Genomic DNA, 15,581 nt, shown 5'->3' on the forward strand with positions numbered 1-15,581 from the left:
CTAGTCATTAAGTTATACTAACCTTAGGGGGGAGTTCGCCCCTTGTGTAGTATAAGAATAATTTTATAGAGCATAGCTTGAGTAGGGGCGCTCATACTTGCGCCCTGGTTGGAATGTAGAATTAAGTGTTACTACCTCTATAATGTTGGGTTTCGTTAACTCATATCTTGCACCAAAACAAAAGTACAGAAATTGGCCGACAAGGGAGAATCAGGCTACGTACAGGCTACCTACAGCTCAGACCAAAGCATCTTTATCACTCATTTACTTGTGGTGGATGAATCTTGAAGTAATGAGTTTTGAAGTAATGAGTTTTGAAGTAACGAGTAAGAAGACTTGACGTCTTTACGTCTTGAAGACTTGAAGTTAAAGAATTGATCCTAACCCCTTAAAAATTGATTCTCGCCTGTTGGCCTATTTAGTACAATTGCACTGGTGCTTTGGTCTAAGTACAGGCTACTACAGGCTACCTTCTTACTTCAAAACTCGTTACTCGTTACTCATTACTCATTACTCATCATGTTGGGTGTAGTGACCAATGGCCCAACCTACAGGCTACGTACAGGCTACCTTCTTACTCATTACTCATTACTCATTACTCATTACTCATGTTTGTTGGGTTATCTTCCTGCCCAACCTACTACCGTTATAATGTATTGATTTCTTCCTTGACAATTATCTAGTCATTGAGTTATGATATTCGTAGGGGGGAGTTCGCCCCTTGTGTAGTATTTAACAAGTATTAAACGAATAAGTAAGGGAGGGGGAAGGGAAATTTAGAGAAAAATCCTCTTGACTTAAACAGCTCTTTTCTGATCGGATGGGTTTTAAGATAATGGGAGTGTGCCCATAAAGTAGTATATAATAAGTATAATATAGTAAATAGTGTACGTTAACTATCTAGTATTGAGAAGAAATGGGATTGCCTTTAATTCCCACATTCTTCGGTGCGTTACGCGCAGAGGGGAGTTCGCCCCTTTAGTAGTATAAAATATAATTTTATAGAGCATAGCTTGAGTAGGGGCGCTCATACTTGCGCCCTGGTTGGAATGTAGAATTAAGTGTTGCTACTTTTATACTACTAATATTACTCATTACTCATTACTCATTACTCATTACTCATTACTCAAAAGGGCGATCGCTGCGGGTAAACCTACAGCAGTAATCAACTCTGGCTTTATAGCGGAACCTGGTACCGGGGTATTCTTAGCCGATGTAGAAAGCCGTAGAGATGTAACCCAAATCACTCTAGAAGTTGTAGAATCTGGTGTAGACGTAATTATGGGTGGTGGCGAAATTCACTACCTACCAGTAGGAACAGTAGGACGTTTTGGGGAAGAAGGTATCCGAGAAGACGGACGTAACCTAATTGAAGAAGCAGAAGAGATGGGCTACACAGTCATCTATACTCGTGAAGAATTAGAAAGCTTAGCCCCTGACACAGAAAAAGTACTAGGTATTTTTGCCGCAGAAGACACCCATAATGACACCACGGAAGCTAATCTAGTAGAACAAGGTTTTGTAGAGGAAAATGGAGATTTAATACTCTACGGTCAACCAGGGAATGAAAATCCCCCTACTGTAGCGGAGATGCTAGAAACTACCCTAGACTCAGATCTTGCATCTTTACCCAAAGTTACTGGTGGGGGTTGAGTTTTGAAGTAATGAGTAATGAGTAATGAGTAAAAGAATTAATGTTAAACCCCTAGGATACAAAGATTATAGAGAATTAACCATAAAGAACATTTTTCCTTAAAAATTAGTACATAAGTTCTGGTGGAAGATATGAGCTAGAGTTAAATAAATTTGCTCAAGCAGAAGATGGCTTTATGGTAGTTTTAGAAGAAGAAGGCGCCGATAACTTCCCCAACAATAATAACGGACCAGGTGCGGTAGAAGCTGCTTTAAGAGGAGATGCAGCCATCGGTGTTGCCCAAGAATTCGTTAACAATGTCAATCCCAATACTCTAGTATTAACAGCAGCAGATAGTGATGCTGCTGGATTAGAAGTAATTGATGTATCAGGAGAAACTGTAGGCAATATACCAGTACAACCTACCTTAGCTGCCTTTGGAGAAGATGCTGATGGTATTCCCGTCCCTCTTGATGGTAGACAAGGTAATGATACAGCACCCTTTGTGACTGGTGAACCTGATGCTGATGGCGATATCTTCAACTTTGGTCTCGCCTATGTAAGCACTACTGATGTAGCTGGAAGTATCGTTGCTAAAAGCTATGGTTTAAATGCTGACTTATTAGAATCCACAGCAGATAACACCGACATGTACCGCATCATGTATGAAACACTATTTGGTGTAGCTCCAGAAGATGTAGACAATGGGGAAGTAGACGAAGTAGCACCATTGGTCTTTGGTTCTATGGGAGACGATATGTTTGATAGTGTGGTGCCTGGTGAACTTGGTTTTGTGGGAGATGGTCAAAATCTCTTTGCAGGTTCTGGAAATGATGTAGTTGATGTTAGCTTGGCCCCCGGAGACAATCGTATTGACCTAGGTTCTGGAGACGACTTACTATTTGCAGGTACTGAAAACCGCATTCTAGCTGGTTCTGGAGATGATCTTCTCTTCCTCAACAGTGGTGAAGGTGGTAATGTGGTAACTGGTGGAGAGGGTAATGACCAGTTCTGGTTACTCACTGACTCTGTAGGTATGCCAGAAGTGTCTCAAACTATTACTGACTTCACAGTTGGTGAAGATGTACTCGGCTTTGGCGCTACTGGTTTAGCCTTTGACGATTTGACTCTGATGGCTGATGGTAGTAGTACTGTGGTTAGTTTGACAGATATGAACAAAGAACTAGCAGTACTGCTTAATACTGAAGTCTCTACAGTAGATGAGTCTAGTTTTGCTGTTGTTTAATATTTTTTAGATATCATCTGTAGATATCATCTGTAGGGTGCGTTAACGTTTGTGTAACGCACCTTTAATTACTTTGTAGGTTGGGTTGAGGAACGAAACCCAACATTACTCTAATATAATTTGGTGCGTTACGCGCTCTGCGCTAACGCTACTAAAGGGGTTTGTTCCAGATTCATAGAGCAGTATGTAGGGTGCGTTAACGTTTGTGTAACGCACCGTTAGTCATCTCGTATTCAGTTTGTAGGTTGGGTTGAAGAACGAAACCCAACCTTAATGTGATTACTAAACTCTATTTAGCGACTAAAGGGGTTTGTTCCAGATTCATAGCTTCAGGGGAATCAGCTTCAGAAGGAGGAACAACCTGCCAGAATTTAGGTAAATAGGTTTCCCAATTAGCCAGAATTCTCTTAGCCAAAGGACTATTAGTCAATTCTATGTGAGTAGTAATCAAGTCCTTGAGTTGTCTTTCTCCCGCAGAAGTAATAACTCGTTGAATCTTGACAATTTCTGGATTAATCTTGGCGGGTAAACTGCCATCTTCATCAAGGAAATAGGCTAAACCACCTGTCATACCAGCGCCGATATTGCGACCTGTTTGACCGAGAACAACCACTAGACCTCCAGTCATATATTCACAGCAGTGGTCACCTACTCCTTCTACCACAGCTTTACTTTGGGAATTGCGTACAGCAAAACGTTCTCCCGCGCGACCATTAGCGAAGAGATAACCGCCAGTGGCGCCATAGAGACAAGTATTACCAATAATAGAGTTAGTAGCAGGATCATAGTTAGCAGACTTAGGAGGATAGATAACGATACTGCCGCCACTCATTCCTTTGCCTACATAGTCATTAGCCTCGCCTTCTATAATCATCTTCATCCCTTGTAAATTAAAGGCGCCGAAGCTTTGACCCGCACTTCCTTTGAATTTGAGAGTAAGTTCACCATCAAAACCATTATCTCCGTATTGGGAGGCAATTCGTCCTGAGATCCGACCGCCTACGGAACGGTCTGTATTAATTACAGTAAATTCCTTGGTGACGGAACTAGAATTAGCGATCGCCTCTGCCACTTCTGGGTCTTTTAGTATCTCATCATCAAGTACAGGACCATTGCTATGTACCAATTCATGTTGTAACCAACTCCGGTCAGTTTTAGTATCTGGTAGATGAGTCAGTAAATCCAGATTAATTCCTTCAGTTTTAGTTAATTTTACGTCAGTACGATTTGTTAATAAATCGCCGCGTCCGATAATTTCTTCTAGGGATGTGTAACCCAGATGGGCCAGGGTGCTACGTACTTCTTGAGCGATAAAGTAGAAGAAATTAACCACATGGTCAGGTGTGCCACTAAAGCGCTTGCGTAGTTTTTCCTGTTGAGTAGCTACTCCCACCGGACAATTATTAGTATGACAAATCCTCGCCATAATACAACTCGCTGCAATCATAGATACAGAGCCGAAGCCGTATTCTTCGCCTCCCATCAAAGCTGCCATCACCACATCATGACCTGTTTTGAAGCCACCATCGACGCGCAGCAGCACGCGATCGCGCAGTTTATTTTCCATAAGTACGCGATGTACCTCTGTCAAGCCCAATTCCCAGGGTGTGCCTGCGTGTTTAATTGAACTGAGGGGAGATGCCCCAGTGCCGCCATCGTGTCCAGATATTTGGATAATATCAGCATTTCCCTTAGCCACTCCTGCGGCAATAGTACCGATCCCGATTTCTGCCACTAATTTCACTGATACTTGAGCTTGGGGATTAATTTGGTGTAGGTCAAAAATCAGTTGAGCTAAATCTTCGATGGAGTAGATATCGTGGTGAGGTGGAGGTGAAATCAGGGACACTCCAGGCTTAGAACGACGAAGCATAGCTATATAGGGGCTTACCTTTTTCCCTGGTAATTGACCCCCTTCACCGGGTTTAGCACCTTGAGCCATTTTGATTTCGATTTGACGACCACTCATCAGGTATTCTGGGGTCACGCCGAAGCGTCCTGATGCCACCTGTTTAATTGCGGAGTTAGCGCGATCGCCTTTTTTCAACCCTTTAAGATGGGGGAATTTCTCGGAATTCCCTTCTGAGTCTACATCATCGATAGTTGTATAGCGCATCGGGTCTTCACCTCCTTCACCGGAGTTTGATTTGCCGCCGATACGATTCATCGCCACAGCGAGGGTTTCGTGAGCTTCTCTCGAAAGGGACCCCAGAGACATTGCCCCGGTACAAAAGCGTTTGACTATAGCTTCTACAGGTTCTACTTCCTCAATAGAGATAGGGGAGCGATCGCTTTTGAACTCTAGTAAGTCTCTCAAAGCTGTTATGGGGCGTTCTGAGAGATGTTTTTGATATAACTGATAATGGTCATAACTTTCTTCTCTGACTGCCTTATGTAAAGCTTTAGCCATATCTGGACTATTCACATGATACTCACCCCGGGGAATATAATTAAAGAAGCCGAAGTTAGCTAATTTTTTCCCTTCGATACTTGGGAAAGCTTTATTCAAGAAGCTAGTCACCTCTGATGCCAATTCTGATAAATTCATACCTCCCACTCTCGAAGTACTTCCGGTGAAGGCCAAATTCACCACTTCTTCCCCTAAACCGATTGCTTCAAAAATTTGGGCCCCGTGGTAGGAAGACAACAGAGAAATCCCCATTTTTGAGAGAATTTTCAACAATCCCGCTTCAATCGCCTTACGATAATTCCCCAAAGCTTCTTCTAGGGATATTGCGGCTATCTTGCCATTCTCCATTAGTTTCTTAGTTTTTGGTTCATTCCACCAATTACTTATAGTTTCCCAAGTTAAATAGGGACATACTGCCGAGGCGCCGTAACCGATTAAACAGGCATAATGATGGGTACTCCAACATTGAGCTGTATCTACTACCAAAGATGCCTCTAGACGTATTCCGTGGTGAATCAGGTATTGGTGTACTGTGCCCACTGCTAATAGTGGAGGTATATAATTATATTCTGCTGTTAGTTTAGCCACATCCTTGGGGCGATCGCTCAACACGATAATTTCTGCACCTGCTTTTACTGCTGATTCTGCCTCTTCAGATAACCTTAACAGGGCTTTCTCCAAACCCGAGGGACCTTCTGAGAGGGGGTATAGAGTTGATAACTCTACTGTTTTCAAACTTGATTCTTTGATGTATCGCAGTTGCCCTTCATTTAGCAGAGGGCTTTCCAGTTTAATTAATTTGCGTTCATGAACGTCTGTTGATAGTAGGTTTCCGTGTTTCCCTAAAAGCATCTCCAGTGACATCACTAAGCTTTCTCTTAGGGGGTCAATGGGGGGGTTAGTTACTTGGGCGAAGCGCTGTTTAAAGTAGTCGTAGAGTATATGCGGTTTCTCTGATAACACCGCTAAAGGTATATCATCACCCATGCAGAAAGTTGCTTCTTTAGCATCAGTCACCATCGGTACGATCACCATTTCTACATCTTCAGAACCATATCCAAAGGCTGTTTGTTGCTGTAACAAACTAGCTGAGTCTAATTGACGATTAGGTATTACTGATCCTATTTCTCCTACTTTTTGACGTGATTTAAGAGCTTCTTTATAGGATTTTAGATTAGCAATGCGCTGTTTTATTTCCCAGTTTTTCAATATTTCTTGTTTTTGCAAATCAACCGCGAGCATTTCTCCGGGACCGAGTCTGCCTTTTTCTACTATATCTTCCTCAGGTATATCTATTACTCCTGCCTCGGAGGATACCACCACGAAGTCATCTTTAGTAATGCAGTAACGAGCTGGTCTGAGGCCATTTCTGTCGAGAGTTGCCCCTATTGTTTTTCCATCGCTAAATACTATCAATGCGGGACCATCCCAGGCTTCTTGCAATCCACTATAGTATTCATAAAAGTCTACTATTTCTGGATGGTCAGCTAATTCTGGTTGATTTTGATAAGCTGTGGGTACCAAAATCATCGCCGCCTCTAGGGGGCTACGCCCGGTTCTTACTAGTAACTCCATTGTACTATCTAAGTTAAATGAGTCACTATTTTCTACATTAACAATTGGTTTCAGGGATTCTAACTCTTCTGGTGTCCATCCTGATACTGATAGATTTGCTTCCCGAGTCATCATCCAGTTAATGTTGCCTAGGAGGGTATTTATTTCCCCATTATGTCCTAGTAAGCGCATTGGTTGAGCTAGGGGCCATTTAGGCATAGTGTTAGTACTAAAGCGGCGATGATATACAGCATAGGAGCTTTCGTAGGCTGGATTTTGTAAATCTTCGTAGAATTCTCTGAGTACTTCTCCTCTTACCATTCCTTTATAAACTATAGTTCTACAAGAAAAGGAACAGATATAAAAGTCTTCTGATAGACGTTTACCCACTTCTGAACGAGCTATATATAACTGTCTATCTAGGGCATCTCCTGACAAGTTTTCTGAGGAGGTTACTATCAGTTGTTGAATGCGTGGCTGATTATCTCTTGCTTGTTCTCCCAATACTTCTGGTTTTATTGGTACTTGACGCCAACCTAGTACAGTGAGTTTGTTTGCCTTTACTACTTCTTCAATATGAGTGCGACATTCATTAGCTTCTGTTTCTGATTGAGGTAAGAATACCATCCCTACTCCCCAAGTTTCTGCGGCTGGCATAGGGATTTCTTGTTCTTCAAACCAACTTGCCAGGATTTTTTCGGGAATTTGCGTCATCACTCCAGAACCATCTCCAGAATTGCGGTCAGCGCTACATCCTCCCCGATGTTCTAAGCATCCTAAGGCTTTTAAGGCTTGTTCGACTATTTTGTGACTTAATTTCCCATTAGTTGCTGCTAAAAAGCCTACTCCGCAGGCATCTCTTTCTTCTACCAGCCATCTTGGTCCATTAGCGTAAGTTGGTAATGATTGTTGACGAGTTGGGTTTTGCTTCATATTTTCTTTCACTATTTAAGTTTATGTTAATATATATTGAGTCTTGGTTACAAAAGCTATGACTTTTGCTTAAAATGTATTTGAGAGATTTTAAGAGAGGGAGCGATCGCCCATACTTTCACAATTTCTCCCTAGTTTAAACTAACTTTTATTTTAGTTAACCAAATTTTCTACTAAAGGCATTTTCAATTTGCTAAAGTTTTAGTTAGTTTTACTGACTTATAGCGTTTTTCAGTCTAGGTGACGTACAGAAGTTAACTGATTAAGCAATAGAGAATTATACCTCACTTGCTTGAAAATTGCTATAAGAGAAGCATTAAAGGTGGAGTTTCTATTTCAACGCCTCATCCCATTTTGAAAAAAAATAGCAATACTTAGGAAAAGGTGTAGGACAATTGAAAAATCATGAAACCCATTAATAACCTTACTTTTGCCTCTGGCAACCGCCCGTGGCGCTATAAAACTTCCTGAAGAATTTTTGGTCTTCATTTATTATTATGCAACTTAACATAACTAAATAGGGAGGTCAAAAGTCATTGATTCTTGATTTTATCGCGATGGAATGGTTAAAGAAGGACAGATATCACTAGCATACTCAAACTCAACAGTAGTTAAATAGGCTTGAATTTCTCCTGAGGGGGAAAATTGATAAGCTTCTATTTCCCCAGAAGCAATTTGATTGAGAAGAGAATATCCAGTACTTTGGATAAGATGGAGGTTAATAATAGAACCATCGGGAGAAACTAAAACACCATAAACAGCTTCGCCTTCTAATCGCTTAATACAAGCATCTAGGGGGTATTTACCCTGCCAATTAATTTTAATAGGATTAGTTTCTGACTGCCAACGAATCCAGCGATTATAATTATCTTTTACTTCTTTTTCACTAGTGTTAGTGGAGTCATATTTCAAGGCTTTAGCTTTAGCTTCATAGGAAGCAATCAAATCATCCGAGTTAGCAGTATCGGTTTCAGGAGAAGTAGGGGTGGTTGATGGTGATTCTGTGGTTTTAGTGGCAGTTTCTACGGGTATTTCTGGTTTGATGAGTTTAGGTGAATTGAGAGAGTCTTCGGTAGGATTAATAATATTCAACAATTCGGGAGGCAGTGGCGCGGGGGGAGAAAAGTCCAAAAAAGGAGAACTTGTTCTATTTCTATTATTCAAGGATGAATCTAAACTAGATAGTGGTGGAGGTTCTGGTATTGGTAATTCGGGAGACACCTGAGTATCTTCTAAATTAAAGTTATCGGGAGAAGATAGCAAAGGATTCTCAATCACAGGGTTAGGGTTATAAAGAGATGGGGGAGTTAAATTGGAATTATTTTCTAGATTCTCCCGAGGAGATTCTGGGGTTATTCTTACTAATCTTACCTGACGTGGTCCGCGACTCAAGTCTAATTTGTCCCTATCTGAGTTTAAATTAGGTAAGATTAATCCTAGGAAGAGTAGATGAACTCCTCCTGAAATGAATAAACCAATACTTTTACTTTGTAACCATTTAGGCTTATAGTATTCTGCCATAATTTAAATCAGCCCAGCCATTTAGGAGAAGTTAAGAGAAATAACTGGCAATGACCCTTAACTATTTCATAACTATTTAGTTTTAAACCAATTACTGCGGATTTTTTCACAATAATCTCTCCTAGGCTATCTCCTGTCACTAGTATTTTGGTCCAATCTCCCAAGTCAGGTTGATGTCCAACCAAAGCAACACTAGAAGGTTGATGCTGTTGATACCAGTTTAACCAATCTTCGATATTACCATCGGGGGATAAAGCCTGGCAAATTTCTAGTTGGTTGCTGAGTTTATTAGAGATTAAAATTTCAGCAGTTTGTTTAGCCCGAAGGAGAGGACTAGTTAAGACTAGATCAAATTTAACTCCGATTGAGTGTAGACGTTTAGCTACTAGGGTGGTTTTGGTTCTCCCCTCTTCAACCAAGGGGCGTGCGCCATCTTCCGAGTAAGTGCCTCTAAGGGCAGCGATTCCATGTCTAATTAAATATATATCCATCTTATAGAGTTGCTAATCTGTATGAATCACACCTTCATCGGGGTTAACTAGGCGCAGGAGTTTTTGTTGTATTTGCAGATCAAATACTTCCCATTTCATTTTGGCATAGTCTGAATGGTCATTAAATCCCCCTAAAAAACCAATAGGAATTTCAAATCCTCCTGCTAGATAGCGTCCTCCTCCGAAAAAGTGACCTTTGCTATCTTTACCTAAAGCTTCTTTAATAAACTCATCAGGATCTAAGGTGATTTTATCAGTACGCAAAGAACCAATAACCACTTCAATGGCTTCATCTTCATCGTGAACTATACCATAAACTACTGCTGTATGGACATTTTCTTCTGTTACTAAAAAGTCGGCAGCTTGGGGAATAGCATCTCTATCATCATAACGAAGATAACCTACCCCAGAAAAAGAAAAATTGTTTTTAACTTTACGATTTTTCAAGGCTTTTTCGATGACATCCATCGCTCTGCGGGAGCGTGCTGACTGCATAATGGTAGTAAATAGTTGTGGATCATAAAAACGACTTAAGTAGGCACTTGCGATAAAATCTTCTTCTTGAGCATTAAGTAGCTGACCTGTATCTGTGCGTATTCCGTGCATTAAAGCGGTGGCGCATTTAACGTGTTTATTGTTACTATTTTTCAGTTCTAGTAATCCTTTTTGGATATACTGAGTAAAGATGGTAGCAGTAGCACGGACATGAGGACGACGATCAATAAATTCAGCTTTAATGTCTCCTTGTTCACTATGGTGGTCTACAACAACAATGATTGGTAAGTTAGCTTTTTGAATATATGGGGTAAACTGACTATTATTACCTTGGCTATCGACTAAGACACAACCTTGGTAAACAGACAAATCAAGAGTTTCTAGATCTTGAGATTCCCAACGTTTAGCAGGCAAGCCAGTAAGTCTAACTAAGGTAATATTTTCTTGATGAGAAAGTACTCCCGCATAGACAATATCAGTATCAATTTCATATTTTTGAGCTATAAGTTGAAAAGCCCAAGCACTAGAAAGGGCATCAGGATCAGGAAAATCTTGAATGATGATAATAAGTCTTTCACCTCGATGATTTTCTAAAGTTTCTTTGAGGTGTTCAACAATTTTCTCTATGGAAGAGTGATTTACATAATTATTTTGGTTTTTGGAGTTATTTGACTGTTGCTCTGGGTTAGAGTTATTGGTATTGTGGTTAGATACAATTGGTTGATTCATATATAGACAAAAGGTAAAGTATGGCGATCGCGAAAATAGGTGTTATTGGTGGTAGTGGTTTATATCAGATGGATGCTTTCACTGATTTGGAGGAGATTTCTCTAGAAACTCCCTTTGGGAATCCTTCAGATCATTTCATAGTAGGAAATATAGCAGATACCCGGGTAGCTTTTTTACCGCGTCATGGTCGAAGTCATCATTTAATCCCTTCTAAATTGCCTTTTCGAGCCAATATTTATGGGATGAAACAATTAGGAGTAGAATATTTGATTTCTGCCTCTGCTGTAGGTTCTCTTAAACAAGAAATTAAACCTTTGGATATAGTGATTCCTGATCAATTTATTGATCGCACCAAAAATCGTATTTCTACTTTTTTTGATGAGGGGGTAGTTGCCCACATTGCCTTTGGAGATCCTGTCTGCGATCGTCTAGCTTCTATTTTAGCGAATGCCGCGGCAAGTCTTCAAGATACAAAAGATTTCACTTTACATCGAGAAGGTACTTATGTTTGCATGGAAGGACCAGCTTTTTCTACCAAGGCGGAATCTAATTTATATCGAAGTTGGGGAGGCAGCATTATCGGCATGACTAATTTGCCAGAAGCTAAATTAGCTAGAGAGGCAGAAATCGCCTACGCTACCATCGCTTTAGTTACTGACTACGACTGTTGGCATCCCGAACACGATCAAGTTACTGTGGAAATGGTGGTTGATAATCTCCGTCGCAATTCTACTACCGCTCAAAAAGTTATTGAAACCACTGTAAAAATGCTTAGAGATAACCCCCCAATATCTTCAGCACATTCTGCTTTGAAAAACGCGATTCTCACTCCCTTAAAGGAAATTTCTGCTGAGAGTAGGGCTAAACTTGGTTTACTGCTTGATAAGTATTTAGAATGAAGAATCAAGCATGAAGCATGAAGAATGGGGAAATTTAGAACCGAGGTATTTATAAGTAGGTAGGTAAAATTAAACGTAAAATAGAAAAAGTTTTAAAATTGTCTAAAAACCTTACCTGTTGACTGTTTTTGAAGTCCCCTTACCTCATTTTAACTTTTAATTAAGCTCACCTACTTACTTAATATTGCGGTGCGACCTGGCGCCGAAAATCGGCCCTATAATCTAAGTTATTAATAAATAAATGCTATTAATAAAACAAGTAACAATTTTAAACCCAACAGCCAACACAGAACAAGTAGCTGATGTTCTAATTAATGAAGGGATAATTCAACAAATAGAAACAAGAATTACCGACTATAGAGAAGAGGCAACCACAATTATTAATGGTGAAGGTTTAATCCTAGGACCAGGTTTAGTAGACTTGTATAGTCAAAGTGGAGAACCGGGAAACGAAGCTAGGGAAACTCTCTCAAGTTTAACAGCAGCAGCAGTAGCAGGAGGTTATACCCGTTTATCTATCTTACCCAACGTCATCCCACCCATAGATAATTTGGCAGTGCTTAATTCTCTCCAAGAAAAAATTAGTCGTCTAAACATATCTACCTTTCCTAAGTTTAACTTTTGGGGAGCTTTAACTCAAGGTCAAAAGGGTAAAACCATGACGGAGATGGGAGATTTGGCCGGGGAAGTAGTAGGATTTAGCGATGGTTATCCTATAGATAATTTTCAATTACTCAAGAATATATTAGAGTATGGACAACCTCTAAAGAAAGTTATAGGATTAGTACCAGTGGATATTAGTCTTCAGAGTAATGGGGTAATGCGTGAAGGAATCGCCTCAACTCGTCTCGGTTTACCCGGCAATCCCGAAGTTGCTGAAACCAGCGCGATCGCCTCTATACTAGAGTTAGTAGCCGCCACCGAAACTCCTGTACATTTAATGCGGATTTCTACGGCCCGAGGTGTAGAATTAATCCAAGAGGGAAAAAAAAGGGGTTTACCAATCACGGCTAGTACCACCTGGATACATTTACTCTTTGATACCGAAGCAGTGGCTACATACGACCCTAATTTACGTTTAGAACCTCCCTTGGGGAATAAATCTGATTTAGAAGCTTTAATTAGGGGGGTAGAAACCGGAGTAATTGATGCGATCGCCGTAGACCATACCCCCTACACCTACGAAGAGAAAACCGTTGCCTTTGCAGAAGCACCTCCCGGGGTAATTGCGTTAGAATTAGCTCTACCTTTACTGTGGGAGCGCTTTATAGTTAATGGTAACTGGTCAAAATTGCAACTATGGAAAGCATTAAGTATTAATCCCTGTTATTGTTTGGGAGAAAATCCTCCTCGTTGTGAAGTGGGAGAAATTGCAGAACTTACTCTATTTGATCCCACAGATACTTGGACAGTAAATCGAGGCAATTTAAAATCCCTAGCTAATAATACCCCCTGGTGGGGAAAAGAAATAACAGGGAGAGTTAAGCCACTTTATCTCGATCAACTATAGTTATTTGTCTTCAAAACAATTTATTTATTTTCAGGTCAAGACAGCCAAATTAGAACAATAGTACTAATTTTGAGGAGCAAGAAAAGTGGGCGATCGCCAAATTTTCTGAAGGCTAATATCAGAAAGTATTAAGCAAACTGAAGGTTGCTATACTCAGCCCCTCGCATCTTTACCCAAAGTTACTGGTGGGGGTTGAGTAATGAGTAATGAATAATGAGTAATGAGTAATGAGTAATGAGTAATGAGTAATGAGTAATGAATAATGAATAATGAGTAATGAGTAATGAGTTAAAGAATTAATGCGATCGCGCTTAAAAATTGGTTGACCTTTGCCAGATCTTAGGCTAAAGAGAAATAAACTTTTTCTGAGAGTTTGAACATTGACTGTCATTCTGCAAAAAATTAAGCCCCAGATTTCAAATCCGGGGCAGTTATGAACAATAACTATACAGGTTTTTTAGTTATCCAATATTTACTAGCAAAATGAGTTTGAATTTCGATGTCAATAAACCCAGCTTTAGTCAGTCTATCTGTCATATCATCCCTAATATAGTGACTATAGTAAGGTTCATGGAAGGTAATCGGGAAATTCTCCAACATTGTTTCAAATTCAGGATGGTCTCCTGCTTGAATAGAATCGCAAATTACCATGACTCCACCTGGTTTTAACACACGATAACTTTCTTCTATGACTTTTTGACGGGCTTGGGCTGGTAATTCATGGAAGTTAAAGATATTAACTAAACCATGAAAATAGTTATCTAAATATGGTAACTCTTCAGCGTTAGCTTGAATTAATTGTGGTAATTCTCCGGGGATTTGAGAAAGTATTTGATTAGCTTTACGTAAATAAGCAGGGGATAAATCCAAGCCAAACAAAGATGCTTGAGGAAAAGTCGCCCTAATCATTTTTAAAGCCTTACCTGTACCACATCCAACGTCTAAAATACGACAAAAGGGAGTATCAAAAGCAGCTAAGTGTTGTTTAAGTGGTTTTAACACTCTTCTTCTCATGGCTTCGGTACCACCATTGAAGAGTAAATCCACTTGTAAATCATAAAGGTCCGCTGATTCATCACTGAGATAACCATCGGTTTGATAATGGAAGTTTTGTAGATAGTAGCGGGGATATATTTGTTTATCTATCTCTACGTTAAATTCTTGATAGAGTTTTTGGTTAACTCTTTGCCAAATTTGGGGTATGTCTAACCAAACTTTGGGATATTGTTCTAGAAATTCTTCCCAAGAATTCTCAAATAAGAGACTTTTGGGATAAACACCATCTACTGCGTCTTGCCAGTCTATTTCTATGATTTCTTGCTGGCGTTGACGCATTTTCAGTAGAGTCTCTGGAGATAATGGTTTAGCTTTCTTTTCTACCTTGACAAATAAGTTACCAATGTTGCCGGCGATGGTTTTGTGGGTAACGCTAAAAAGATTCTTGGCTTCTATCAGAGTTTGATATATAGTTTTGTCTAGAGAATCTAAAATTGGTAATTGTTGCTGCATAACTAGTCTAGTTGAGTGATTGTTAAGTTTTATTAACTATTATAATAATTTTAGACAAATCGCCACTACTAGTCCAGATAATTTATCATTCAAGATGTTACCTATTTTCAAAACAGGTATTTTGTTTACGAGATATCTTAATATACTATATGTTGTCTCAAAGGGAAAAAAATTATGACTGGAACTGATCAAGATTTAAACATCGATGCTATCGTTGAAGAAGAACTAGAAGAAAACCCCACCAGTTACAAAGAAGTCATTGAAACTGTTATATCTAGTTTAGAAGAAAATGACAGTGCCATGGTAATGCACACAGATGAAGGTGATATTTGGAAATTTGAATATGGTACAGTAGAGGTACTAGTTAAGCTAACCGGAGAGAATGATGATGATACACTAACAGTCTGGGCTAAAGTGCTCGATTTGCCTGTCAAAGATGAATTAGGTTTAATGCGTACTCTTCTTAAAAGGAATTGGTCTGGTACTTTTGAAACCTGTTTTGGTATATTTGAAGAGCAAGTGGTAGTATTATTTCAAAGAATTGTAGAAGACCTCAATCCTGGAGAGATTTCTAGGGCAATTACCCTAGTAGCAACTATTGCTGATGAAAATGACGAAAGTTTAAAAGAACAATTTGGTTAAATTACCTGA

Annotated in this window: 8 protein-coding genes and 1 pseudogene; 4 read left to right on the plus strand and 5 right to left on the minus strand. The window is 39.8% G+C overall.

The features are described from left to right. Positions 1–1,119: 1,119 nt before the first annotated feature. A pseudogene (locus MW688_RS02125) lies at positions 1,120–2,879 on the plus strand (alkaline phosphatase); the annotation flags it as partial. Between the two features lie 289 nt (positions 2,880–3,168). Here the strand turns inward: MW688_RS02125 and gltB are convergent. The 4 genes from gltB to MW688_RS02145 all read right to left on the minus strand — a co-directional run bounded on the left by gltB (position 3,169) and on the right by MW688_RS02145 (position 11,012). Beyond that, on the minus strand, positions 3,169–7,776 hold the full coding sequence (gltB, locus tag MW688_RS02130; protein ID WP_486734262.1) for a glutamate synthase large subunit: 4,608 nt from the start codon (positions 7,774–7,776) through the stop codon (positions 3,169–3,171). 549 nt (positions 7,777–8,325) lie between these two features. Next, the gene (locus MW688_RS02135; protein WP_486734263.1) at positions 8,326–9,297 is read right to left on the minus strand and encodes an energy transducer TonB; all 972 of its coding nucleotides are present in this window, start codon (positions 9,295–9,297) and stop codon (positions 8,326–8,328) included. A gap of 8 nt (positions 9,298–9,305) precedes the next feature. Continuing rightward, positions 9,306–9,788, minus strand: coding sequence for a phosphohistidine phosphatase SixA (sixA, locus tag MW688_RS02140; protein ID WP_486734264.1), 483 nt, complete (start codon positions 9,786–9,788; stop codon positions 9,306–9,308). Between the two features lie 12 nt (positions 9,789–9,800). Beyond that, on the minus strand, positions 9,801–11,012 hold the full coding sequence (locus MW688_RS02145) for a DHH family phosphoesterase (RefSeq protein WP_486734265.1): 1,212 nt from the start codon (positions 11,010–11,012) through the stop codon (positions 9,801–9,803). A gap of 20 nt (positions 11,013–11,032) precedes the next feature. Between MW688_RS02145 and MW688_RS02150 the strand changes: the two genes are divergently transcribed. Together MW688_RS02150 and MW688_RS02155 are read left to right on the plus strand one after the other, a co-directional pair. Continuing rightward, entirely contained in the window at positions 11,033–11,911 is an 879-nt protein-coding gene (locus MW688_RS02150; protein ID WP_486734266.1) for an S-methyl-5'-thioadenosine phosphorylase, read from the plus strand. Between the two features lie 241 nt (positions 11,912–12,152). Then, positions 12,153–13,421, plus strand: a complete 1,269-nt coding sequence (locus MW688_RS02155; protein WP_486734267.1) for a dihydroorotase — start codon at positions 12,153–12,155, stop codon at positions 13,419–13,421. A gap of 444 nt (positions 13,422–13,865) precedes the next feature. Here MW688_RS02155 and MW688_RS02160 read toward each other — a convergent pair whose 3' ends face one another. After that, positions 13,866–14,930, minus strand: a complete 1,065-nt coding sequence (locus MW688_RS02160) for a class I SAM-dependent methyltransferase (RefSeq protein WP_486734268.1) — start codon at positions 14,928–14,930, stop codon at positions 13,866–13,868. Positions 14,931–15,104: 174 nt separating this feature from the next. Between MW688_RS02160 and MW688_RS02165 the strand changes: the two genes are divergently transcribed. Then, complete coding sequence (locus MW688_RS02165; protein WP_486734269.1) at positions 15,105–15,572, plus strand: YbjN domain-containing protein; 468 nt, start codon at positions 15,105–15,107, stop codon at positions 15,570–15,572. The last annotated feature ends 9 nt before the right edge of the window (positions 15,573–15,581 follow it).

The organism is Johannesbaptistia floridana (assembly GCF_057440575.1).